Consider the following 20840-nt stretch of genomic DNA (forward strand, 5'->3'; position numbering starts at 1 on the left):
TTCTAGCCTCCTTGGACTGCGGTGAGGATTTCCACGGTCGCGCCTTCGGTGAGTGGGGTGGTGTCCCACCGCGAGCGGGGGATGACCTGTTCGGCGACGGCCACCGCGGTGCCGTCAGGAGCGATGTCCTTTTCCTCCAGCAGCTGGGCGACGGTGCTGGCCGCCGTGTCATAGGGCTGGCCGTTGAGGATGAGGATCATTGTTGCTCCTTGAGGTGTCGCAGGGGATTGCAGGCTGTGAGATCAATGCTCGGTTCGGTGCCCTCGATGAGCTCGCGGGCACAGCGCGCGCCCAGTGCCGTGAGCAGGATGCCATGGCGGAAATAGCCGGTAGAGATGACGAGCCTCTCGCTGACGCGGCCAAGATAGGGAAGGTCATCCGGAGTGCCGGGGCGAGCCCCCGCGCTGGCCTCGAGGAATTCGCATTCTTCGACGGCGGGAAGGACACGGATGGCGTCGCGAAGCAGTGCGTAGACGCCTCCGGCCTGCGCTGAGGACAGGGAATCCTCGCGGGTCGTAGCGCCGACGGCGAGGGTGCCATCGCCGCGCGGGATGAGGTAGATGGGGCGGTCCTCCACGAAGCCGCGCACCACTCGGGTCAGCAGCGGCTGCAGGTGATCCGGAACCCGCAGGCGCAGGATATCGCCGTACACCGGGCGCAGGTGCAGCGGGGACTGTTCAAGCCCAGCTGAGTCAGCCCACTCGATCTCACGCGCGCCTAGTCCGGCTGCGAGCACAACCTGTTCTGCTTCGAAGTCGCCGACGGCCGTGGTGACCACGCCCGTTGCAGCATCAATCGATTGGGCTGCCGTACGGAAGAAACGTACGCCGAGTCCTTGGGCCGCGCTCAGCAGTGCAGCCGCCCATTGGCGGGGGAAGACCTGCGTGTCGCCCGGGATGCTGACGGCACCGGCCAGACGCGGGGACAGCAATGGTTCCGCGCGCCGGGCTTCACGCACGGTGATGCGCTCGACCTCCATGCCGTGGAGGGATTGATACTCGGCCAGCTCGGTGAGGTGCTGGGCATCCGCGCGATCGGCGGCGACGACGAGCGTTCCCTCGGCACGGTAGCCGGTGGGCACCTCTGTGTGTGCGGCGACCAGATCGATGAGCTCCGGGTACCACGCGCCGGAGGCGCGCATGAGCGGGAAGAGCGGATCCTGCTGGTAGACCACCTCGGCGGCGGGGGCGAGCATGCCGCCGGCGAAGTGGGTAGCCCCGGAGGCTGGTGCCGGATCCAGCACCGTGACCTCGTGGCCCCGCGCGGCCAGTTCCACCGCGGTGGCCAGGCCGATGACGCCCGCGCCGATGATGATGACGGATGAATCAGAGCTAGTACTCATCGCGCACCTTCATCGAAGCCGGACAGCAGCTTGCGGCAATAGGCTTCCGGGTCATCGGCATGCATGATGCCACGCACGACAGCTAGGCCGGCCATGCCGGTTGCCGCAAGATCGGCAGCATCCTCGGCGGTAACATCCCCGATGGCCACGAGCGGTACGCGGGAGAGCTTCACCAAATCCGGGTAGGCATCAAGCCCCAACGGGGTGCGCTCGGAGTCCTTCGTCGGTGTGGCGCGGAACGGGCCGCAGCCGATGTAATCAATCAGGTCTGCTACCTCATTTGCGGCCTCGACCAACTCGCGCGTGCCGGTGGTCAGCCCAATAATCGCGTCCGGCCCCAACAACGCGCGGGCGGCGGCCACAGGCAGATCGTCCTGGCCGATATGCACGCCGTGCACCGGCTCGCCAGCGTGGCGGAGAGCGGCGGCGACGTCCACGCGGTCGTCGATAAGCACGCGCGTTTCTGGGTTGGTCTGCGCCACCGCGCGGGCTACGTCGCGGCCCAAGTAGTAGAGATCGCGGGCCGTAATCGGCTTGGAGCGCACCTGTACCACCCCGGCGCCGCCGCGCGCCGCTGCGGCAGCGATGCGCACGACGTCCTCATGCGAACCCGCGCCCGTGACGAAGTAGCAGCGAAGATCAGGCATGTGTGGTCTCTTCTTCCTGATAGAGCTGTGAGCCCTGGGCCTTGAACTCCTCCGACATCTGCTTCTCGCCCGCGCGGGCAGCTGCCACGACCTCCGGATCGATGGCTCCCTTACCCGGGAAGCTTGGCATCCCTAGCGAATCGGAGAAGGTATCCCGGATGTCCTGGCTAATGCGCATGGAACAGAACTTCGGCCCGCACATGGAACAGAAATGTGCGGTCTTCGCCGGCTCCGCGGGCAGAGTCTCATCGTGGTAGGCCTGCGCGGTGTCCGGGTCGAGGGAGAGCGCGAACTGGTCGTGCCAGCGGAACTCGAAGCGGGCCTTGCTCATCGCATCATCCCAGGCGCGAGCCCCTGGGTGGCCCTTGGCCACATCGGCCGCATGGGCGGCCAGCTTATAGGTGATGACGCCGGTTTTGACATCATCGCGGTTGGGCAGACCCAAGTGCTCCTTCGGGGTGACGTAGCACAACATGGCCGTTCCTCCCATGGCGATGTGCGCCGCGCCAATGGCGGAGGTGATGTGGTCATAGCCCGGGGCAATATCGGTGACCAGTGGGCCTAGCGTGTAGAAGGGAGCGTCCGAAGCCCAGTCCTGCTCCAGCTCATTGTTTTCCTGAACCATGTTGAGCGGGACGTGGCCCGGGCCTTCCACCATGACCTGAACGTCATACTCCCAGGCGCGCCGGGTGAGCTCACCGATGGTCTTGAGCTCAGCGAATTGGGCGGTGTCGTTGGCATCCGCCAGCGAGCCGGGGCGCAGGCCATCGCCCAAGGAGAAGGCGACGTCGTAGCGCGCGAAAATCTCACACAGCTCATCGAAGTTCTCGTAGAGGAAGGACTCCTTGTGGTGTGCCAGGCACCAGCCCGCCATGATGGAGCCGCCGCGGGAGACGATGCCGGTGACGCGGTCCGTGGTCAGCGGGATATACGGAAGCAGGACGCCGGCATGGATGGTCATGTAGTCCACGCCCTGCTCGCACTGCTCGATGACGGTGTCTCGGAAAATCTCCCACGTCAGGTCCTCAGCTACGCCGTTGACCTTCTCCAGCGCCTGGTAGATGGGCACGGTGCCGATGGGCACCGGCGAGTTGCGCAGGATCCACTCGCGCGTGGTGTGGATGTCATCGCCGGTGGAGAGATCCATGACGGTATCCGCGCCCCAGCGCGTGGCCCAGCGCAGCTTCGACACCTCTTCCGCAATGGAGGACGTCACCGCGGAGTTGCCGATGTTGGCGTTGATCTTGGTGAGGAACTTCCGCCCGATGATCATCGGCTCCGACTCCGGGTGGTTCACGTTATTGGGCAAGATGGCGCGGCCACGCGCGATTTCGGAGCGCACAAATTCCGGGTCGCAGTGCTCGCGCAGGGCCACGAACTCCATCTCCTTGGTGATGATGCCCTGGCGCGCGTAATGCATCTGGGTGACACGCTTGCCCTCCTTTGCGCGCAGCGGCTGGCGACGCTCACCTTTCCACTCCTGGGAAGCGGCACCGCGGCGCTCGGCGGAGCGGCCATCATCGGCGAGGTTGCGGGCGCGGCCTTCGTAGGGCTCTACATCGCCGCGCTCGGCAATCCATTCTGCGCGCAGTGCCGGCAGGCCCACCTCAGGTTCACACTCCGGGCCACGGGTGCGGTACACGCGGAAAGGTTCGTTGGGGCCGGTGGGGGAATCATCCAACTGAATCTCGGTCTCGGGTACCTCGAGGCCGTGCTCCCGGATGGGGGAGTAGGAGTGCTTGGGGTGGATCTCGCCGGAGTCAGAATTGTGAATGGGGGTATGGGTAGCCGTCATGGCTGCTCCTCTCTTCCTTCGCTGGTGCTAACCAGACAGGTTCAAACGGTGCAGGCGCGGTATCAGCGCCACTCTCAGCCCACTTCCCGTGGGCACCCGTGGGGTATCAGTGCGCCACCCACCTTAGAGCCCGCAACGAGGAGATGTCAGGCGTTTGGCACAATTTGTTCTGCGGGGGTGGGGTATGGAAAGATAGCGATGTTCTGTGTAATAGGCACGAACCGGTCAGCCGCCGCGAGGTGGCGCCAGGGTCCTCTGTCTTAAACTGAAAAGGAAAACACCAATGGCAAACCTCATTGACAAGGTTGATGCAGCTTCGCTGCGCGACGATATCCCGTCCTTCCGCCCGGGCGATACCCTTGACGTCAACGTCAAGGTGATCGAGGGCTCCACCGAGCGTACCCAGCTCTTCAAGGGTGTCTGCATCCGCCGTCAGGGCGCTGGCATCCGCGAGACCTTCACCGTGCGTAAGGTTTCCTTCGGCATCGGCGTTGAGCGTACCTTCCCGGTTCACTCCCCGAACATTGCCTCCATCGAGGTAGTCCGCCGCGGCCGCGTTCGCCGCGCCAAGCTGTACTACCTGCGCGACCTGCGCGGCAAGAAGGCCCGCATCAAGGAGCGCCGCTAGTTCTAGCTGCTCTGTAGCCCTCAGCCCTTCGCTTCCCACCGATTCTTGTGGGTAAGGCGGAGGGCTTTGTGCTTTCAGCAGCCTCCGGCCGAGCCGCATACCGGGATGTCGGCGCGCATTGCTAGGATTTAGCCCGTGGAAAAAGAAAACGACATTACTGAAGGTTCCCAGGGCGTGGGGAAAGAGGCGTCGGAAAGCGCGGCACCCCCAGCTGAGGAAAAGAAGCAGATGCCTTGGTTGCTGGAGACCGCACTGGTGGTGGTTTCCGTGCTTGCGGTCGTTGGTGTTTTCCAAAACTTTGTGGGCCGGCAGTACGTCATTCCATCAGGGTCGATGGAGCCGACCTTGCATGGCTGCGAAGGCTGCAATAATGACCGCATTTTTACCGAAAAGGTCTCCTATTACGGCGACAAGAACCCAGAGCCCGGTGATGTCGTGGTGTTCAAAGGAACGCCGGACTGGGACAGGAATTGGGTATCGCCGCGTTCCGACAACCCGGTCATCCACCGAATTCAGGACGCGCTGAGCTACGTTTCGCTCACCCCACCTGATGAGAACACCCTGGTCAAGCGTGTTGTTGCTACCGGAGGCCAGACTGTGTCCTGCCAGGAGGGAGATCCTGCGGTCATGGTGGATGGCAAGCCCATCGAACAGGATTATGTGCAGGACCCGCCGACGTATCGCGTTGATGAGACCACCGGTTCTTACGCCTGTGGCGGCGCGTATTTTGGCCCCGTGACCGTGCCAGAGGGCAATATCTGGGTGATGGGAGATAACCGCACGGCTTCCGCGGATTCGCGCTATCACATGCAGGATCAGTACCAAGGAACGATCCCGCTGGAGAACGTCCGCGGCAAGGTGATGTTCATCTTCTTCCCCTTCAACCGCATTGGTGGAGTCGATGACCCGGACATCCAGTCCTAGGGGCCGCGATGTCCTCACGGCGCTAGCACTCACCTTCGTGGTGCTGGCGCTAATTCAGGCTTTAGTGGGGCGGATGTATCTCATCCCGTCTTCCTCCATGGAACCCACCCTGCATGGCTGCCCGGGGTGCACGAATGACCGCATCGCCGTGCAGAAGGTGAGCTATTACTTCAGCGATCCGCGCCCCGGAGAGGTTGTAGTCTTTGCCGGTCCGGATTCGTGGAACACGTCTTTTGAGGTCAAGCGGTCCCGCAATGTAGTGGTGCGCGGACTGCAAAACATTGGCGCCGTTGTGGGGTTGGTGCCTAATGGCGACAACATCCTGGTCAAACGCGTCATCGCTACAGGCGGCCAGACCGTGTCGTGTCAGGAAGGGGATCCGGCCGTCATGGTGGATGGCAAGCCCGCTAACCAGGACTTCGTTCTGGATCCGCCGGAGATTCCGATTGATGAACGCGTGGGATCACAAGCTTGTGGCGGCGCCTACTTCGGCCCGGTTACCGTCCCGGAAGGCCATCTGTGGGTGATGGGGGATAACCGCACGAACTCCTTGGATTCGCGCGCGCACCTCGGGGATAACCTGCAGGGCACAGTTCCTGTTGAGAACGTGCGCGGCAAGGTCGCCGCTGTTGTGGTTCCCTTCAGCCGTGCGCAAACTATCGACGACATGCCGTTATAACCGCTATGCGCCGATTGAAACAGAAGAGAACCTATGAGGTCGCGCTCTCCAAGGCAGGGCTCGGTCCAGTTGCAGGGGTGGATGAAGCTGGGCGCGGGGCATGCTGCGGGCCAGTGACCATTGCCGCGTGCATCTTGCCGGAGCGCATCCTGCCCGGCTTGGAACGGCTTGATGATTCGAAGAAGCTCACGCCGGCGGCCCGGGAAAAGCTGGAGCCGCTGATCAAGCGCCGCGCGCTAGCGTGGTCGGTGGTGCACGTGGGGGCGAAGGACATCGATACCTTTGGCATCCAACACGCGAATGTGTCAGGGATGCGCCGGGCGGTGGCACGACTGGGGGTCCGTCCGGGCTACGTGCTAAGCGACGCCCTCTTCGTCCCCGGCCTGCCCGCCCCGCAGCTGCCGATCATCGGTGGTGATGCCGCCGCGCGATGCATCGCCGCGGCAAGTGTCCTAGCCAAGGTCTCCCGTGATCACCTGATGATGGAATTGGCCAAGCAGTACCCGGGATATGCCCTGGAAAGCCATAAGGGCTATGGCACGGCAGTGCATCAGGAAGCTATCGCCCGGCTGGGGGCGACTCCTGAGCACCGCATGAGCTATCGCAATGTAGCTGACGCACATGCGCGATTCCTCGCGCGCGCCTGAAGCCTTATTCAGGACGCGGGAACTAAGCTGGTGCTGATTCTGTGACACCGTGAATCCGGGTAATTGTGAGCGAAGGAGAAGCACACCGTGAGCGCTGAGGAACTCGATAACTACGAGGCTGAAGTCGAGCTGTCGCTGTACCGCGAATACCGCGATGTGGTCAGCCAATTCTCCTATGTGGTGGAGACTGAACGTAGGTTTTATCTGGCCAACGCTGTGGAGCTTATTCCGCATACGTCGGGTCCGGACGTCTACTACGAGGTCCGCATGTCTGATGCGTGGGTCTGGGATATGTACCGCTCGGCGCGTTTTGTGCGCTACGTCCGTGTAATCACCTACAAGGACGTCAATATTGAGGAGTTGGACAAGCCGGATTTTGTCCTACCGGAATAGAGCTCTAGATATAATTGGGTGGGGAACGCCATGTTGGTGACCCCGGACTAGTTATCCACAGATTTGCGGTGGCGAGGCGTTAAGCCCTCGCCACAACGCAGTTAATGGGGTGTTCTGGAAGTGCCGTAAGGGGGTGTTCGGCACGGGAATTGTCTTGTGTCGTGCTTGCGGCGTGTTGTGTACACGTTCAATTCCAAGGAGCACCATAGTGACAAGAAATCTAGCAACCACTTTGTATTCACCGACCGTGGGCCAGTGCATCCGCCCGGCGGATGCACTGGGAAAAGCGGGGGAGAAATTTGCCGCTGACTTTTATCGTGCGCGCGGGGCGCAGGTCATCGCTGCGAACGTCCACTACCGCGTGGGCGAGCTTGATCTCGTCGTGCGTGAACCCGATGGGACCATTGTCTTTTGCGAAGTCAAGACGCGGGCAAACCGCAACTTCGGCGTCGCGGAAGCGGTAACCCCACGCAAGTTAGCGCGCCTGCGCAAGGCGGCAGCGCAATGGCTGAGTGCCGTGCGGAGTGATGGGCAGGCGTTGAGCAAGGTCCGTTTCGACGTCCTCGGGCTGGTAGCCACCGGGGCGAAGTCGGGGGAGGCGTTTGAGGTGGACTACTTCCAGGGAGTCGATCATGGCTCTCGGTAGGTGCGACACGATAGCGCTGGATGGGGTCCTGGCCCGGGTGGTCACGGTGGAGGCCAACGTTGGCCCCGGGCTGCCGGGGGTTCACGTGGTGGGGCTGGGGGATGCCGCAATCTCAGAGTCGCGGGATCGCATCCGTACTGCAGTGAGCAATTCGCACTTGCCGTGGCCCAAGACGAAGGTGGTGGTGTCCATGTCGCCGGCCTCGCTGCCAAAAGCAGGGGCGCACTTTGATCTGCCGATGGCCTTGGCAATTCTAGGAGCAGGCCAGGCGGAGAAAAGTCGTCTTAGCGGGGCGCTAGTCCTTGGTGAGCTGGGTCTGGACGGGCAGGTACGCCCGGTCTCCGGCATCATCCCAGCCATTCTGGCTGCGCGTTCACAGGGGTATGACACCCTGATCATTCCGGTGGGAAACGCTGCGGAAGCAGCATTGGTGTCCGGCATCACGGTACTCGTGGCTGAAACGCTGTGGGATGCTTTTGCGTGGGCGTGCGGGAGTGATTGCCTGCCGGACGCGCACCTCATTGCGCATGCGGCAGCGCCTGCGTGCGAGCAAGTCGCCGATTTCAGCGAGGTGGCAGGCCAGAAGGAAGCCAAGTGGGCGGCGGAAGTTGCCGCTGCCGGCGGCCACCACGTGATGATGGTGGGTCCACCCGGCTCCGGTAAGTCGATGATTGCCTCGCGTTTGCCGGGGATTCTGCCGCGCCTGAGTACAGAGCAAGCAGTGGAAGCCACGGCCATCCACTCGGTGGCGGGAGCCGTCGGCACCGCTATCTCGCGGGCTCCGTTCATTGCGCCGCACGCTTCAGTAACGAGGGCCGCGCTGATCGGTGGCGGCTCAGGGCGCCCACGGCCAGGAGCGGTGAGCTTGGCGCACCATGGCGTGCTCTTCCTCGATGAAGTCAGTGAGGTGCCTGCGCAGGTTCTCGATAGTTTGCGCGCCCCCTTGGAAGAGGGACAGGTGCGCCTGACGCGGGCGAGCCGGGAGGTTATCTTTCCCGCCCAATTCCAACTAGTGCTGGCTGCGAATCCCTGCCGGTGTGGAGCCGAAGAACCGGCGCGTTGCGAGTGCCGAGTATCAGACAGGATGAACTACTTGTCCAATTTGTCGGGGCCGCTGCGGGACCGCCTCGACATCATCGTGTCCCTGTCGGGGCAATCAGCGGTGCTCCAAGCGGAAGGGGAAGAGACCTCCGAGGTCATCGCCCAGCGCGTGGCCGCAGCCCGGGAACGCATGAAGGCGCGCTGGGAGGGTGACGGGTTGGGAAGCGTGGTCAATGGAGCAGTTCCGGCTTCATATTTGCGGCGCCACCGCCCAGCAGCGGAGTCTGCGATGATCATGCTCGCCGCCTACCTGGCGGAAGGGGAGCTGAGCCAGCGCGGGGTCGACCGTGTTCTGCGCCTAGCCTGGACGCTGGCAGACCTCGATGGCTCATCTCGCCCTGAGCTCGAGCACGTCAGCCGGGCGCTGGATCTCCGCGGGGCTGGGACGATCGAAAGGCTGGCGGCATGAGTGAGCTCAACCTATCGAGTAGCCGGCATACGTGGGCCTATCTCAATCGCGTGGTGGAGGGTCCTTCACCAACTCTTCACGGGCTGTTGACCCAATACTCGGCTGAGGAGATTGCTCGGGGAATCTACAAAGGAGAGGATTGGATTGGGCCCCTGAGGCAAGCCACGGCTTCGCGGCGTGAGTGGCTGCGGCAAGACGAAGACTTGGCTGTAGCGGAAGCGGAAGGCGCTCGGCTCATTACGCCCGCGGACGCTGAGTGGCCCGGGGAAGAGTTCTCCCGTGCCTTCGGTTTCTATCACCAAGGGGTGGTTGATGCCCCGGCAACGTTTGATGACCAAGCAGTTCCACCGCACAGTCTGTGGGTACGCGGTGGAAACCTGCGCGAAGCGGTATCTCAATCTGTGGCCCTCGTGGGCACGCGCGCGGTGAGCAGGTATGGCTGGGAGGCTGCGTCACTCTTAGCGGGTGGCCTTGCGGCTCATCAATGGACAGCGGTGTCCGGCGGAGCGGTAGGCGTTGATACGGCGGTCCATGAAGCAGCCCTCGATGCGGGCGGACTGACCGTCGCTGTGGCGGCCTGCGGCATCGATATTTCTTACCCAGCGCGAAATGCGAAACTCTTTGACAGAATCGCCGAGAAAGGATGCATCGTGTCTGAATTCGCGCCGGGCACGCGGCCACAGCGATTCCGCTTCTTATCCCGCAACCGCCTCGTGGCGGCGATGACGAGCGGCACTGTGGTGGTTGAAGCGGGGTTCCGCTCTGGTGCTCTTAACACGCTGAATTGGGCGGAAGCGCTGGGCAGGGTTGCCATGGCCGTACCGGGGCCCATTACGACATCTGGTTCCTTGGGGTGTCATCAACGAATTCAGGATGGGCGCGCCCAATTGGTGGCGTCTGCGGATGAAGTTCGGGGGTTGGTCGGCAAAGCAGGGGAGGTAGATGTGGTGGGGCAGTATGAGCTCGAGTTTCAGCCGACTGCTGTGCAGCGCCTGTCCCGTAATGAGCTTCGGGTGTATGACTCCACTCCACCGGAAAGCGCGGAGGAAGGCGCGAGCGCTGAGGACATCGCGGCGGCCGCGGGAATGCGGGTGGCGTTGACCATTCACCTTCTCGTGGCGATGCAGAAGATGGGGGTGATTACTCGCTCGGGGGCGATGTGGCAGCGCACCTGAGTACACTCATGAGACATGAGTGGTGCAAGTGGTAGCGGTGAGCGGCACGTGGGCGGACAGCTGGACGAGGCGATCGAAGATTTCGCGGAATACCAGCGCATCGTCCGCGGCCGTTCCGATGCGACCGTTCGCGGCTATTGCTCCGACCTGCGCTTGCTGGCGACGGAGGTCCCGGACTTCTCAGCGTTCACATTGAATTCCCTGCGCGAATGGTTGGCCCACGCCGTTTCCGAGGGCAAGTCCCGCTCCACACTGGCGCGCCGCACCGCCGCGGTGCGTGCTTTTTCCACATGGGCTGCGCGTGAAGGCTATTTAAAAACTGATGTGGCGCAGCGTTTGGCCACGCCCAAGGTGGGCAAACACTTGCCGACGGTGATGTCGCCTTCAGCGGCGGGGGAGCTTATGGGCAATGCCGTCTCCGCCGATGAAATCCATTTCCTGCGCGATAGCGCCATGCTCGAATTCCTCTACGCCACCGGTGTGCGCGTGGCTGAGCTCGTCGGTCTCAACATCGGGGATATCGATGTGTCCCGGCGTACTGCCCGCGTCACAGGTAAGGGCAATAAACAGCGCGTCGTCCCGTTCGGGGATGCAGCTCACGATGCGCTTTGTGCCTGGTTGGAAACGGGCCGTCCCCAGCTTGCGGGTGATACGGAGGCGGTGTTCGTGGGCACCCGCGGCGGGCGTATCGACCCCCGCCAAGTCCGCCGTGTTGTCGAGCGCGCCGCGCAAGTGACGGGAACGCCGGGTTTGACCCCGCACGGATTGCGCCACTCGGCGGCAACGCATCTGCTCGAGGGCGGAGCGGATTTGCGTATTGTCCAGGAGCTGCTCGGGCACTCTTCATTACAGACCACGCAGGTCTACACGCACGTCTCCGCCCAGCGGCTTAAGGACGTCTACGCCCGCGCCCACCCACGGGCTTGAGGCGAATGACAGGTTCCCCAAGCAAGTCCAGCGGATTGATGTAGTCCTCGCGTCCTTCAATCGCGCCCCAATGCAGTCCCGGATAGCCGTCCACGGACGGGGCGAGGGTGCCAATCACGTCTCCTTCCTGTACCCGGTCACCTTTCTTGACCCGCGCAAACACTGGTTGATAGGTCGTGCGCAGGCCGTTCCCATGGGCAATCGATAGGGCCGGTTTGCCCGCGATCGAACCGGCGAAATATACGACGCCATCGCCGGCCGCGAGGACCACCCCGCCGACAGGCAGGTCCAGATCGACACCGCGGTGGCCCGCCATCCAGCGCTTTTCGGGAGGCTCGAAGCCGCGCAAAACACGCGAAGCAACGGGTTCCCCGGTGGTGGGGTCGACGTAAGCGGCGGCTAGGGGGACGTCGACAAGCGCGGCCCAAGCACACAGCAAGACGGATACATAAAGAAGACGGTGACGCATGCCTCCAAGCCTGCGCGCTGACGCCACTTCAGAGAAGAGGCGCAGCCGCTGTTGTGGATAACCTGTTAAAGAAGAGGCCACTGTTGCGGCAGGGGAGAAGACCGTAGAGTCATCAACAATCCTGCTGAGATAAAACAAGCCCGTCGTTTGGAATCACCGTGTGTGCAGTACTAAGCTAGCCCACAGCAGTCTGTGCTCAGGCCTAAAGGCTGGCGCATGGATTGACTACGCGCGGCGAAGCAGCCGCTTCCTGGGTTAAGGAAGAGGCAGTCTGTGGTTGACGTGGTCCCCGCAATAGTGGGGTGTTGACCAGGGCCTTCGTTGCTAGGGTGCGGAATAAAACACCGCACAATTTTTGCAAAACCGAAACAACATATAGAAAGCGAGCGAAACATGGCAGTCGTAACCATGCGCGAGCTCCTCGACGCTGGCGTCCACTTCGGTCACCAGACCCGTCGCTGGAACCCGAAGATGAAGCGCTTCATCTTCACCGACCGTAACGGCATCTACATCATCGACCTGCAGCAGACGCTGACCTACATCGATGAGGCCTTCGAGTTCGTTAAGGAAACCGTCGCACACGGCGGCACCATCCTCTTCGTTGGTACCAAGAAGCAGGCTCAGGAAGCCGTTGCTGAAGAGGCAACCCGCGTGGGAATGCCCTACGTTAACCACCGCTGGCTCGGCGGTATGCTCACCAACTTCCAGACTGTCTCCAAGCGCCTGAAGCGCATGAAGGAGCTGCAGGCTATGGACGCGGCTGAGGACGGCTACAAGGGCCGCACCAAGAAGGAAGTTCTGATGCTGACCCGTGAGCGCACCAAGCTGGAGCGCGTCCTGGGCGGTATCTCCGATATGACCAAGGCTCCGTCCGCACTGTGGATCGTTGACACCAACAAGGAGCACATCGCGGTCAAGGAAGCCCAGAAGCTGAACATCCCGGTCGTCGCCATCCTGGACACCAACTGTGATCCGGATGAGGTTGACTTCCCGATTCCGGGTAACGACGACGCCATCCGCGCTACCAAGCTGCTCTCCGGCATCATCGCCACCGCTGTGGAAGAGGGCAAGAAGGCTCGCGAGGAGCGCCAGCTGGCTCAGGCTAAGGAGGCCGCCGGCGACAGCGCTGAGAAGGACGCCCGCGACGCCGCTGAGGCCGCCGCTGCGTCTGACCCGGCTTCCGCAGAGAAGTCTGAGGACGCTGAGAAGTCCGCAGAGTAATCTGCACACCTTAAGCCCCCGTACCGCACGGCCCACAGTGTCCGCGGCGATGGGGGCTTTTTCTCACGTGTTTTCTTAGCGTGCTAAGGCGCGTGACACATTAAAGGGTTGAAAACACCACGCTGAAGGTTCTACAGATTCTTCGCTGGGGGAGCTGGCGAAAAACTAGCACCCCCTCAACGCGACGTGGTGGTAGTGATTCCGCTACGCTGTTTCAACGAATACCGTTCAATTCCAAGGAGGATCGCTCCAACTATGGCGAATTACACTGCTGCAGACGTAAAGGCATTGCGTGAGGCCACCGGCTCCGGCATGCTCGATTGCAAGAAGGCTCTCGAAGAGTCCCAGGGTGACTACGACAAGGCCGTTGAGTACCTGCGCATCAAGGGCGCAAAGAACGTGTCCAAGCGCGCCGAGCGTGAGGCCACCGAGGGCCTGGTCGCCGTTTCCGGCAACACGATGGTCGAGATCAACTGTGAGACCGACTTCGTGGCTAAGAACGAGGCTTTCAAGGCTTTTGCCACCAAGATCGCTGAGGCTGCCGGTGAGGCCAAGGTCAACTCCGGTGAGGAGCTCAACAACCTGGAGATCGACGGCAAGAAGGTCTCTGAGATCGTTGACGAAGAGTCCGCAAAGACCGGCGAGAAGCTGCAGGCCCGCCGCGCAGTCACCATCGAGGGCGACAACGTTGCTGTCTACCTGCACCAGCGTTCCGCTGACCTGCCGCCGGCAGTGGGTGTCCTGGTCTCCTACGAGGGCAACGCAGAAGGCGCTCACGCAGTGGCACTGCAGATAGCGGCTATGAACGCCGAGTACCTCACCCGCGAGGACGTTCCGGCTGAGGTCGTTGAGAAGGAGCGCGAGATCGCTGAGGCCACCACCCGCGAGGAGGGCAAGCCGGAGGCAGCCCTGCCGAAGATCGTGGAAGGCCGTCTCAATGGCTTCTACAAGTCTGTGGTTCTGCTTGAGCAGGCAGCTCTGTCTGACTCCAAGAAGACCGTCAAGCAGGTCGCAGACGAGGCCGGCACCACCATCACCGGTTTCATCCGCTACGAGGTTGGCGCTTAAGCTTTACTAGAGCTTTCGTAGCTAGGGAGTATTGCTCCGTAGCTGCGGTTTCTCCCTCCTCCTCTTCATCCCTGTGGCCGCCTGGCTGGTGGGGAAGAAGCGGGGGAGGGAGTTTGCTGTTTTCTGCCGCCCCTTAGGGTGGGGGTTGTGCGCAGCTGAATATATAAGAGCGGCTTCCTATGGTTAAGATGGAACGGAATTATTCGTGCGCTTAACTGAAGCGTCGCCATGCGTGAAGGAGACGATGAAGACCGTGACTAACCCTGAACCGAAGCGAACCGGATACAAGCGAGTCATGCTGAAGCTGGGCGGTGAGATGTTCGGCGGTGGCAAGGTCGGCATCGATCCTGATGTTGTAGAAAACGTCGCCCGCCAAATCGCCGAGGTGGCCGAACAAGGAACTGAGATTGCCGTCGTTATCGGTGGCGGTAACTTCTTCCGCGGAGCGGAGCTGTCCCAGCGCGGTATGGACCGCGCTCGCTCCGACTACATGGGCATGCTGGGTACAGTCATGAACTCCCTGGCGCTGCAGGACTTCCTCAAGCAGCAGGGCATCGACTGCCGTGTGCAGACGTCCATCAACATGGCACAGATTGCGGAGCCGTATCTGCCGCTGCGCGCCGACCGCCACCTAGAAAAGGGGCGTGTGGTTATCTTCGGCGCCGGCATGGGCATGCCGTACTTCTCCACCGACACCACCGCAGCGCAGCGCGCGCTGGAGATTGGTGCAGAAGTCCTCTTCCTAGCCAAGGCTGTCGACGGCGTCTATTCCGCTGACCCGCGCACGAATCCGGACGCGGAGCTCTACTCCGAGATCACCCCGCGCGAGGTCATCGAGAAGAACCTCAAGGTGGCTGATGCTACGGCGTTCAGCCTGTGCATGGATAATAATATGCCGATTCTGGTCTTCAACCTCCTCACCGAGGGCAATATCAAGCGCGCCGTGAACGGCGAGAAGATCGGCACGCTGGTCCAGTCTTAGTACAAACGGGCCGCGACCTGCTACATTCTTTCCCAGTACTTTTGACTATTTCAAGGGAGTTGTAACCCTCATGATCGACGAGATTCAGCTCGAAGCTGAAGAGCACATGACCGCCTCGGTGGAGCACGCCCGCGAGCAGCTGATCACCATCCGCACCGGCCGCGCCAACCCAGCCATGTTTAACGGCTTGGTCGCTGAGTACTACGGTGTGCCGACCCCAATTACCCAGATGGCAACCATCTCGGTTCCTGAGCCGCGCATGCTGCTCATCAAGCCTTATGAGCAGTCCGTGATGAATGAGATTGAGAACGCAATCCGCAACTCGGATCTCGGTGTGAACCCGACCAATGATGGTCAGGTGCTGCGCGTTACTATTCCGCAGCTGACTGAGGAACGCCGCCGTGAGATGGTCAAGCTGGCTAAGAGCAAGGGTGAGGACGGCAAGATTGCTATCCGTAACATTCGCCGCCGTGCCATGGAGCAGCTGAAGAAGCTGCAGAAGGACGGCGATGCTGGCGAGGACGAGGTCATCGCTGCAGAGAAGGAAATGGAAAAGATTACTTCCGGCTACATCGAGCAGGTGGATAAGCTCGTCGCCAATAAGGAAGAGGAGCTCATGGAGGTTTAGCCTCCACACACGAGCTTTGACTTGCCGCCGCGCCAGGCACCGACCAGCACGGCGGTCTTTTCTGTGTAGAGCTTAAGCACCCACGACTACCTGAGGAGCATGCGTGAGCACTGAGCACCCGAGCCGGATGCCTAAACCCAAGAATTCCGCGGGCCGAGACATGCCCGCGGCGATTGCCGTCGGCGTCGGCTTGGGCGCGCTCGTCGTTTTTGCGGTGTGGGCCGGGCCCTTGGTGTGGTATCTCGTCGTCGCGACCGCAGTGGGCTTGGGCATGTGGGAGGTTCTCACCCGGTTGCGGGAGCACTCCTACTATGTCCCGCGCACCCTGCTAATCGTTCTTGGCCAAGCCATGGTGTGGGTCTCGTGGTTCCTCAACGCCCCGGGCCTCGTTGCGGTATATGTGGTTGCGGTTCTGGCGCTCATGTTCGGGCGCCTCTTCCACAACGGCAGGCACCGTCCGCCAATTAACTATCTCCGTGATATGTCGATGGGCATCTTCGTGCTGACCTGGATACCCCTCTTTGGCACGTTTGCCGCGATGCTTTCGCGGGTGGAGACGCCCTTTGCCTCGGGGGCGGCGTCGATTGTCGTGTTTATGCTCTGTGTCGTCGCCTCAGACACCGGTGGTTTCATCGCCGGCGTGATGTTTGGCTCGCACCCCATGGCCCCGGCGGTCAGTCCCAAAAAATCGTGGGAAGGCTTTGCCGGTTCGGTTGTTTTCGGAACCCTTACCGGCGCGCTTTCTTTCGCATTCCTGCTTCACCACAAGCCGTGGGTGGGCGCACTGATGGGATTGGGTCTTGTCTTTTGCGCCACCCTCGGTGACTTGGTGGAATCCCAGTTCAAGCGCGAGCTAGGCATCAAGGACATGTCTGCCTTGTTGCCGGGACACGGCGGCATCATGGACCGCTTGGACGGCATGCTGCCGTCCGCGATGGTGACGTGGGTGGCAATGAGCTTCCTTACCACCCTCGCACCTTAAGGCTTAGCGGCGAGCTTGCTTGCGCACCTGGCGGCGTAGCTCGAACATGCGCCAGCCGCCTACCAGGGCCATGATGAGCGCACCGGAGATGGCACAGATGAGGTAGGTGACGCCGGCAGGGAACTGGACGGTCCAGTTAAGGAAGTTGAGCGGTACCTGGTGCTGGTTCTGCAGGATGAAAATGATGAGGACGATGAGCAGTAGGAAGCCCACGATCAGGGCGATCCACGTGCTGGCTGCGAAGGAGCCCTTCACCTTGCCATCATTTTTCTCCGCATAGTCCGAAGTTGTCGGAACCGGTTCTACTGAACCTTCGGTGGCGGGGGCTTCCGCGGTGTAATCATTCAGCGGCTCCTCGGCCGGAGTGGTGGAGGGGCGGAATTCCTCGGGGGAGTTTTCTGGATTCGTCATGCATCTATTAAATAGGTTGAGATGTCACTTTCGCCACTCCAGCAGAACTTAGATTGGATAATGTGGCCGAAAACGTGGAAAATGGGCTCTACCATGGCTGAACCACTGAAACTGAATTTCTCCGCTCCGCGGCGCGGGCTACCCCCGAAGCACTTCGCGGACCTGACCGAGGCCGAGCGCATTGAGGCGCTCGCGGAACTTGGCCTGCCCAAGTTCCGGGCAAAGCAGCTGGCCAAGCACTACTACGTCCACCACACCGCTGATGTCTCTGAGATGACGGATATCCCGGCCGCCTCCCGCGAGGCGGTGCAGGAGCGTTTGTTCCCCACGCTCATGGAGCCCATTCGTCAGACCTCTACCGATGATGGGGAAACCACCAAGTCCCTGTGGCGTTTGCACGACGGCACCTTGCTGGAATCCGTGCTCATGCGCTACCCAGGGCGCGCAACACTGTGTATCTCCTCCCAGGCTGGCTGCGGCATGGCCTGCCCGTTCTGCGCCACCGGCCAGGGCGGGCTCGACCGCAACCTGTCCACCGCGGAAATCGTGGAACAGTTTAGGCACGCTGCTCGCCTCATGGAAGAGGAAGGCGGGCGCCTAAGCAACGTTGTTTTCATGGGCATGGGTGAGCCGCTGGCTAACTACAAGCGCGTGGTTCACGCGGTGCGTCAGATTACCGGTGCCGACCTCACCGGTTTCGGCCTTTCCCAGCGCAATGTCACGGTGTCGACGGTCGGCTTGGCACCGGCTATCCGCAAGCTCGCGGATGAGGACTTGTCCTGCACCCTCGCCGTCTCCTTGCACACCCCGGACGATGAGCTGCGCGATACCCTCGTGCCGGTCAACAACCGCTGGCCGGTTGAGGAGGTCCTCGATGCCGCTAAGTACTACGCCGACAAGTCTGGCCGCCGCGTCTCCATCGAGTACGCGCTGATCCGCGATAAGAATGATCAGGATTTCCGCGCTGACATGTTGGGCCGGAAGCTGCATGCGGCTCTGGGCTCCAAGGTTCACGTCAACGTGATCCCGCTGAACCCCACACCGGGTTCGGAATGGGATGCTGCCCCGAAGGCGCGTCAGGACGAGTTCGTCCGCCGCGTCATTGCGCAAGGCGTGCCGTGCACCGTGCGCGATACCAAGGGCGATGAAATTGCCGCGGCCTGTGGCCAGCTCGCCGCCGACGAGCGCGAGAGCGCTTAAGAGCTCTGCTTACAGTTTCCTAACAATAGTTTCGCCGGAGGAGAAAGCATTAATGGTTCTTGATACCGTTAATGCTTATGACTCATCCTTATCGCGAGGACTTAGCCGCAGATCCACGCACCCAAGCTTTAGCGGTGCGCGATCTGCGCAAGTCTTTTGGTTCTCAGATTGCCGTCAACAGCCTCAACCTGGATGTACCGCGCGGATCCATCTACGGGATAGTGGGGCCCAATGGCGCGGGCAAGACCACGATGCTGACCATGGCGTGTGGCCTCCAGCGCCCTGATGCCGGCCACAGCTTCATCGCCGGCCACAACGTGTGGGAAGAGCCCATCCCCGCCAAACAGGCCATGGGGCTGCTCATGGATGGGGCGCCGGTCTTTGACCGTCTCACTGGCGCTGAATACCTTCACTACCTCGGCGCCCTTCACAAGTTGGAGCGCTCCGAGTCGCTGCGCCGTGCGCAGGAGCTTCTCGACGCCCTCTCCCTCTCCGAGGCCGCCGATAAGCGCATCGCGGACTATTCCGCCGGCATGACCAAAAAGATTCTCCTGGCCGGGGCCGTCCTGCACAACCCGGAGGTGCTTATCCTTGACGAGCCTCTGGAAGCCGTGGATCCGGTCTCCGGGCGCCTCATCCAGCAGATGCTGCGCGCCTATGCCTCCCGCGGCGGCACGGTTATTTTGTCCTCGCACGTCATGGAGCTCGTCGAGGGTCTGTGCGACCACGTCGCCATCATCAACGGCGGCCAAGTTATCACTGCGGGCCACGTCGACGATGTCCGCCAGGGCCAAAGCTTGAGCGACCTGTTTATCGCGGCCGTCGGCGGGCGGGACCTGGATGCCTCGAAGTTTGGGTGGCTGCGCTCGCCAGCGGCAGGTGAGGCTGAATGACATCCACTCTGTTCAGCCTTCATCGCACTCTGTGGTGGCGAAGCGTTTCTTCCAATCCGGCGACGCTCATGATGGGGCTCATGATGCTGATTTACGGAGCAATCGGCCTCTTTTCCATCGCAGCCATGGTGTATGCAGATATCACCACGCCCGGACACGGCTACCAAGCACTGACCGTCGGCGTGGCGGGCGGCATGCTCATCTACATACTCCTCGCTCTCTTTATGCCGGCGGGGGAGAATCAATTGAGCCCGACAACTCTGGGCGCACTTCCGCTGACTCCCCGCGAGGTCCTTCCGGGCTTGTTCTTCTCCGGTCTGCTGACCACCCGCGCCATCATGTCGGTCGTCTTTTCCCTGGTGTATGCGATCATCGGCAGCATTTTCCTCATCCTGACAGGAACCGGGTGGGCTGCGGTGCCCTTCGTCGTGGGCATGGTGCTGTCGTGCGCGACGACCATCATTGTTGGCGAATGCCTTGTCCAAGTGGCTTCCGCTATCGCGGATTCCCAAAAGTCGCGCACCCAAATTGCGGCGATGGTGGTTATGGGCCTGCTGGTCTTTGGCATGCTGCAAGCACAGAGCGTCCTCGAGTCCTTGCCTCCGCTCGATTCGGTGGGCACCATCATGGCCTGGACCCCGTTGGGTGCCGGGGTGGGGTGGGCGCTCGCGCTTGCCGACGGCCACCTCATCACCGCCCTATCCCAACTCTTGATCGCGGTGGCCAGCCTTGTCCTGCTGGTATGGGCGTGGTCCCGTCAGATAGGCGGCCTCATGCGCAACCCCGGAACAGGCGGTGACGCAGCCAGCGAAGTGACGGGCAAGGGTGTGTCCAAGTTGGAGTTGGGCGCCTGGTCTTATTCCAGCCCGGCGGCGATGGAATACTCTCGCGCACTGCGTTATCTCACCCGCGATAAGCGGCAAACCGGCATGCTCTACACGATGCCTTTGTTTGGCGTGCTGACCCTATATCAGTTGTGGAAGGGCGATGATTTCACCGCCTATTTCATGCTGTGCTTCAGCGCGATCGTGCTCTCTTCGCTCTTGGCTAATGATTATGGCTTCGATGGGCCATCGAATTGGGTCCACATGGTGGCGCCGGTTGCTCCGCGCACCATCCTTCATGCGCGCCACCTCGCACACGTGACTATTCCTTTGATTGGGTTTGTTTCTCTTGCCGTAGTGGTTCTTGTCTTTAGTGAGAACTTCACTTTGGGCTTGTTGTGCACAGCTGTGGCTCTAGGCGTGTTCATTTCCACGGCGGCGGTGGGCTTGGGACTGACCGTGCTTAACCCTTATCCCTTGTCAGCCCCGGGACAGAACCGGTGGAATGACAAATCCGGCTATTCCGCTGGCGCTTTCTTCACGGCGTTCGTCGGCATGATGCTGGTGTGGGTGCCCGCGCTTCCCGGCATCGTGGTTTCTGCCCTCAGCTATGAGCGCGGCGGCTGGCTGCTGTACGCCGCTGTGATAGTTTCTCTGCTGGTTCCGTCACTTGTCTACGCTGCTGTCTGGCGCTTCGCCGGAAAGAGGGCGCAGGAGCGAACCCCGGAGATTTACGCCACGGTAAACCGTTACGTGAGCTAGGGGGGAAAACAGATAGAACAAAAGCTCCCTTCCATGTGCAGTTCATTCATGAACTGCGGGAAGGGAGTTTTTGTTTACAGCGAAGAA

General features: G+C 61.6%; 23 protein-coding genes and 1 riboswitch. Of the genes, 17 read left to right on the plus strand and 6 right to left on the minus strand.

Features of this window, described 5'->3' with window-relative positions; genetic code table 11:
- Positions 1-2: 2 nt before the first annotated feature.
- The 4 genes from thiS to thiC all read right to left on the minus strand — a co-directional run bounded on the left by thiS (position 3) and on the right by thiC (position 3784).
- Positions 3-200, minus strand: a complete 198-nt coding sequence (thiS, locus tag HMPREF2967_RS09120; RefSeq protein ID WP_070686140.1) for a sulfur carrier protein ThiS — start codon at positions 198-200, stop codon at positions 3-5.
- Complete coding sequence (gene thiO, locus HMPREF2967_RS09125; RefSeq protein ID WP_070686142.1) at positions 197-1342, minus strand: glycine oxidase ThiO; 1146 nt, start codon at positions 1340-1342, stop codon at positions 197-199. Before thiO ends, thiS begins: the two co-directional genes overlap by 4 nt.
- Positions 1339-1989 (minus strand): thiamine phosphate synthase, encoded by a 651-nt coding sequence (locus HMPREF2967_RS09130; protein ID WP_070562798.1) that lies wholly within the window; start codon positions 1987-1989, stop codon positions 1339-1341. Before HMPREF2967_RS09130 ends, thiO begins: the two co-directional genes overlap by 4 nt.
- The gene (gene thiC / locus HMPREF2967_RS09135; protein WP_070686144.1) at positions 1982-3784 is read right to left on the minus strand and encodes a phosphomethylpyrimidine synthase ThiC; all 1803 of its coding nucleotides are present in this window, start codon (positions 3782-3784) and stop codon (positions 1982-1984) included. The genes HMPREF2967_RS09130 and thiC overlap by 8 nt, the downstream gene beginning before the upstream one ends.
- Positions 3780-3894, minus strand: a riboswitch (TPP riboswitch). (Overlaps the previous gene by 5 nt.)
- 173 nt (positions 3895-4067) lie before the next feature.
- Between thiC and rplS the strand changes: the two genes are divergently transcribed.
- The 9 genes from rplS (at position 4068) to HMPREF2967_RS09180 (ending at position 11313) form a co-directional block, all read left to right on the plus strand.
- Complete coding sequence (gene rplS, locus HMPREF2967_RS09140; RefSeq protein WP_070533187.1) at positions 4068-4412, plus strand: 50S ribosomal protein L19; 345 nt, start codon at positions 4068-4070, stop codon at positions 4410-4412.
- Between the two features lie 228 nt (positions 4413-4640).
- The gene (gene lepB, locus HMPREF2967_RS09145) at positions 4641-5336 is read left to right on the plus strand and encodes a signal peptidase I (protein WP_227485687.1); all 696 of its coding nucleotides are present in this window, start codon (positions 4641-4643) and stop codon (positions 5334-5336) included.
- Positions 5314-6015: a signal peptidase I gene (lepB, locus tag HMPREF2967_RS09150; RefSeq protein WP_070686146.1), complete on the plus strand. Its 702-nt coding sequence runs from the start codon at positions 5314-5316 to the stop codon at positions 6013-6015. Before lepB (HMPREF2967_RS09145) ends, lepB (HMPREF2967_RS09150) begins: the two co-directional genes overlap by 23 nt.
- Positions 6012-6662: a ribonuclease HII gene (locus HMPREF2967_RS09155; RefSeq protein WP_198531044.1), complete on the plus strand. Its 651-nt coding sequence runs from the start codon at positions 6012-6014 to the stop codon at positions 6660-6662. The genes lepB (HMPREF2967_RS09150) and HMPREF2967_RS09155 overlap by 4 nt, the downstream gene beginning before the upstream one ends.
- Before the next feature lie 87 nt (positions 6663-6749).
- On the plus strand, positions 6750-7055 hold the full coding sequence (locus tag HMPREF2967_RS09160; RefSeq protein ID WP_005528899.1) for a DUF2469 domain-containing protein: 306 nt from the start codon (positions 6750-6752) through the stop codon (positions 7053-7055).
- Positions 7056-7263: 208 nt separating this feature from the next.
- Positions 7264-7701 carry a YraN family protein gene (locus tag HMPREF2967_RS09165; RefSeq protein ID WP_070686150.1) on the plus strand — a complete coding sequence of 146 codons (438 nt, stop codon included), beginning with the start codon at positions 7264-7266 and terminating at the stop codon, positions 7699-7701.
- Positions 7688-9211, plus strand: a complete 1524-nt coding sequence (locus tag HMPREF2967_RS09170; RefSeq protein ID WP_070562816.1) for a YifB family Mg chelatase-like AAA ATPase — start codon at positions 7688-7690, stop codon at positions 9209-9211. The genes HMPREF2967_RS09165 and HMPREF2967_RS09170 overlap by 14 nt, the downstream gene beginning before the upstream one ends.
- Positions 9208-10386 (plus strand): DNA-processing protein DprA, encoded by a 1179-nt coding sequence (dprA, locus tag HMPREF2967_RS09175; protein WP_070686152.1) that lies wholly within the window; start codon positions 9208-9210, stop codon positions 10384-10386. Before HMPREF2967_RS09170 ends, dprA begins: the two co-directional genes overlap by 4 nt.
- A 15-nt stretch (positions 10387-10401) precedes the next feature.
- The gene (locus HMPREF2967_RS09180; RefSeq protein ID WP_070686154.1) at positions 10402-11313 is read left to right on the plus strand and encodes a tyrosine recombinase XerC; all 912 of its coding nucleotides are present in this window, start codon (positions 10402-10404) and stop codon (positions 11311-11313) included.
- Here HMPREF2967_RS09180 and HMPREF2967_RS09185 read toward each other — a convergent pair.
- Positions 11276-11782 (minus strand): M23 family metallopeptidase, encoded by a 507-nt coding sequence (locus tag HMPREF2967_RS09185; RefSeq protein ID WP_070686156.1) that lies wholly within the window; start codon positions 11780-11782, stop codon positions 11276-11278. The genes HMPREF2967_RS09180 and HMPREF2967_RS09185 overlap by 38 nt on opposite strands.
- A 393-nt stretch (positions 11783-12175) precedes the next feature.
- Here HMPREF2967_RS09185 and rpsB point away from each other — a divergent pair, with 393 nt between their 5' ends.
- The 5 genes from rpsB (at position 12176) to HMPREF2967_RS09210 (ending at position 16663) form a co-directional block, all read left to right on the plus strand.
- Entirely contained in the window at positions 12176-13003 is an 828-nt protein-coding gene (rpsB, locus tag HMPREF2967_RS09190) for a 30S ribosomal protein S2 (protein WP_070533169.1), read from the plus strand.
- A gap of 255 nt (positions 13004-13258) precedes the next feature.
- A complete protein-coding gene (gene tsf, locus HMPREF2967_RS09195; protein WP_070565570.1) occupies positions 13259-14071 on the plus strand; it encodes a translation elongation factor Ts in 813 nt (270 codons plus the stop codon).
- A gap of 244 nt (positions 14072-14315) precedes the next feature.
- Positions 14316-15053, plus strand: a complete 738-nt coding sequence (gene pyrH, locus HMPREF2967_RS09200) for a UMP kinase (RefSeq protein WP_070533165.1) — start codon at positions 14316-14318, stop codon at positions 15051-15053.
- A 70-nt stretch (positions 15054-15123) separates the two neighbouring features.
- Positions 15124-15681 carry a ribosome recycling factor gene (gene frr, locus HMPREF2967_RS09205; protein ID WP_070533163.1) on the plus strand — a complete coding sequence of 186 codons (558 nt, stop codon included), beginning with the start codon at positions 15124-15126 and terminating at the stop codon, positions 15679-15681.
- 127 nt (positions 15682-15808) lie between these two features.
- Positions 15809-16663: a phosphatidate cytidylyltransferase gene (locus HMPREF2967_RS09210; protein ID WP_180952038.1), complete on the plus strand. Its 855-nt coding sequence runs from the start codon at positions 15809-15811 to the stop codon at positions 16661-16663.
- Positions 16664-16666: 3 nt separating this feature from the next.
- Here HMPREF2967_RS09210 and HMPREF2967_RS09215 read toward each other — a convergent pair whose 3' ends face one another.
- On the minus strand, positions 16667-17074 hold the full coding sequence (locus HMPREF2967_RS09215) for a LapA family protein (RefSeq protein ID WP_070596901.1): 408 nt from the start codon (positions 17072-17074) through the stop codon (positions 16667-16669).
- Between the two features lie 93 nt (positions 17075-17167).
- On the opposite strand from HMPREF2967_RS09215, the gene rlmN reads away from it, so the two are divergent.
- The 3 genes from rlmN (at position 17168) to HMPREF2967_RS09230 (ending at position 20753) form a co-directional block, all read left to right on the plus strand.
- On the plus strand, positions 17168-18274 hold the full coding sequence (gene rlmN / locus HMPREF2967_RS09220) for a dual-specificity RNA methyltransferase RlmN (RefSeq protein ID WP_070533381.1): 1107 nt from the start codon (positions 17168-17170) through the stop codon (positions 18272-18274).
- A 71-nt stretch (positions 18275-18345) separates the two neighbouring features.
- Complete coding sequence (locus HMPREF2967_RS09225) at positions 18346-19167, plus strand: ABC transporter ATP-binding protein (RefSeq protein WP_070683337.1); 822 nt, start codon at positions 18346-18348, stop codon at positions 19165-19167.
- Positions 19164-20753, plus strand: a complete 1590-nt coding sequence (locus HMPREF2967_RS09230; RefSeq protein ID WP_232770801.1) for an ABC transporter permease — start codon at positions 19164-19166, stop codon at positions 20751-20753. The genes HMPREF2967_RS09225 and HMPREF2967_RS09230 overlap by 4 nt, the downstream gene beginning before the upstream one ends.
- The last annotated feature ends 87 nt before the right edge of the window (positions 20754-20840 follow it).

The organism is Corynebacterium sp. HMSC059E07, from assembly GCF_001814395.1.
Taxonomy (GTDB): Bacteria; Actinomycetota; Actinomycetes; order Mycobacteriales; family Mycobacteriaceae; genus Corynebacterium; species Corynebacterium hesseae.

Excerpts from the sequence above, each read along its gene's own strand:
- thiS (WP_070686140.1), bottom strand. The coding sequence starts at position 200 with ATGATCCTCATCCTCAACGGCCAGCCCTATGACACGGCGGCCAGCACC.
- thiO (WP_070686142.1), bottom strand. The coding sequence starts at position 1,342 with ATGAGTACTAGCTCTGATTCATCCGTCATCATCATCGGCGCGGGCGTC.
- HMPREF2967_RS09130 (WP_070562798.1), bottom strand. The coding sequence starts at position 1,989 with ATGCCTGATCTTCGCTGCTACTTCGTCACGGGCGCGGGTTCGCATGAG.
- thiC (WP_070686144.1), bottom strand. The coding sequence starts at position 3,784 with ATGACGGCTACCCATACCCCCATTCACAATTCTGACTCCGGCGAGATC.
- rplS (WP_070533187.1), top strand. The coding sequence starts at position 4,068 with ATGGCAAACCTCATTGACAAGGTTGATGCAGCTTCGCTGCGCGACGAT.
- lepB (WP_227485687.1), top strand. The coding sequence starts at position 4,641 with ATGCCTTGGTTGCTGGAGACCGCACTGGTGGTGGTTTCCGTGCTTGCG.
- lepB (WP_070686146.1), top strand. The coding sequence starts at position 5,314 with ATGACCCGGACATCCAGTCCTAGGGGCCGCGATGTCCTCACGGCGCTA.
- HMPREF2967_RS09170 (WP_070562816.1), top strand. The coding sequence starts at position 7,688 with ATGGCTCTCGGTAGGTGCGACACGATAGCGCTGGATGGGGTCCTGGCC.
- dprA (WP_070686152.1), top strand. The coding sequence starts at position 9,208 with ATGAGTGAGCTCAACCTATCGAGTAGCCGGCATACGTGGGCCTATCTC.
- HMPREF2967_RS09180 (WP_070686154.1), top strand. The coding sequence starts at position 10,402 with ATGAGTGGTGCAAGTGGTAGCGGTGAGCGGCACGTGGGCGGACAGCTG.
- HMPREF2967_RS09185 (WP_070686156.1), bottom strand. The coding sequence starts at position 11,782 with ATGCGTCACCGTCTTCTTTATGTATCCGTCTTGCTGTGTGCTTGGGCC.
- rpsB (WP_070533169.1), top strand. The coding sequence starts at position 12,176 with ATGGCAGTCGTAACCATGCGCGAGCTCCTCGACGCTGGCGTCCACTTC.
- tsf (WP_070565570.1), top strand. The coding sequence starts at position 13,259 with ATGGCGAATTACACTGCTGCAGACGTAAAGGCATTGCGTGAGGCCACC.
- pyrH (WP_070533165.1), top strand. The coding sequence starts at position 14,316 with ATGAAGACCGTGACTAACCCTGAACCGAAGCGAACCGGATACAAGCGA.
- frr (WP_070533163.1), top strand. The coding sequence starts at position 15,124 with ATGATCGACGAGATTCAGCTCGAAGCTGAAGAGCACATGACCGCCTCG.
- HMPREF2967_RS09210 (WP_180952038.1), top strand. The coding sequence starts at position 15,809 with ATGCCTAAACCCAAGAATTCCGCGGGCCGAGACATGCCCGCGGCGATT.
- HMPREF2967_RS09215 (WP_070596901.1), bottom strand. The coding sequence starts at position 17,074 with ATGACGAATCCAGAAAACTCCCCCGAGGAATTCCGCCCCTCCACCACT.
- rlmN (WP_070533381.1), top strand. The coding sequence starts at position 17,168 with ATGGCTGAACCACTGAAACTGAATTTCTCCGCTCCGCGGCGCGGGCTA.
- HMPREF2967_RS09225 (WP_070683337.1), top strand. The coding sequence starts at position 18,346 with ATGCTTATGACTCATCCTTATCGCGAGGACTTAGCCGCAGATCCACGC.
- HMPREF2967_RS09230 (WP_232770801.1), top strand. The coding sequence starts at position 19,164 with ATGACATCCACTCTGTTCAGCCTTCATCGCACTCTGTGGTGGCGAAGC.